We start from the raw sequence: 389 nt of genomic DNA, 5'->3' as shown, positions 1-389 counted from the left end.
CAGCAATCGTGATCCAGGGTTGCTTGCCACCTACGATGGTCCATGCACCGCGTGCACCCAATCCGGCCGGAATGTTAGCCGTCATGTTGAAGATAGAATCATTACAATGTTTCTGATCTGCMCCTGCAACTGCTATGGAAGGAATCTCATAGTTGGTCAGTTCCACCATATCCGTAGTGGCCGTACAGGTACCATTGGTGATAGTCCAAACCAGTGACACGGTATGTCCTGCCAGTACCGTCACCTTCGTATTATTTAAAGTAGTATCAGCAATAGTGATCCAGGGTTGCTTGCCACCTACAATAGTCCATGCACCGCGTGCACCCAATCCGGCTGGAATGTTAGCCGTCATGTTGAAGATAGAATCATTACAATGTTTCTGATCTGCA

General features: G+C 48.2%; 1 protein-coding gene. It reads right to left on the bottom strand.

Annotation, left to right across the window (positions count from 1 at the left end; genetic code table 11):
- On the bottom strand, positions 1–389 hold a 389-nt coding region (locus AC1DP6_RS36610; protein WP_477059331.1), incomplete at both ends, for a hypothetical protein.

This window comes from Chitinophaga sp. 01L420 (genome assembly GCF_056399985.1).
Note: the sequence above shows the minus strand (reverse complement) of the source record. Positions and strands in the feature narration are given on the sequence as shown.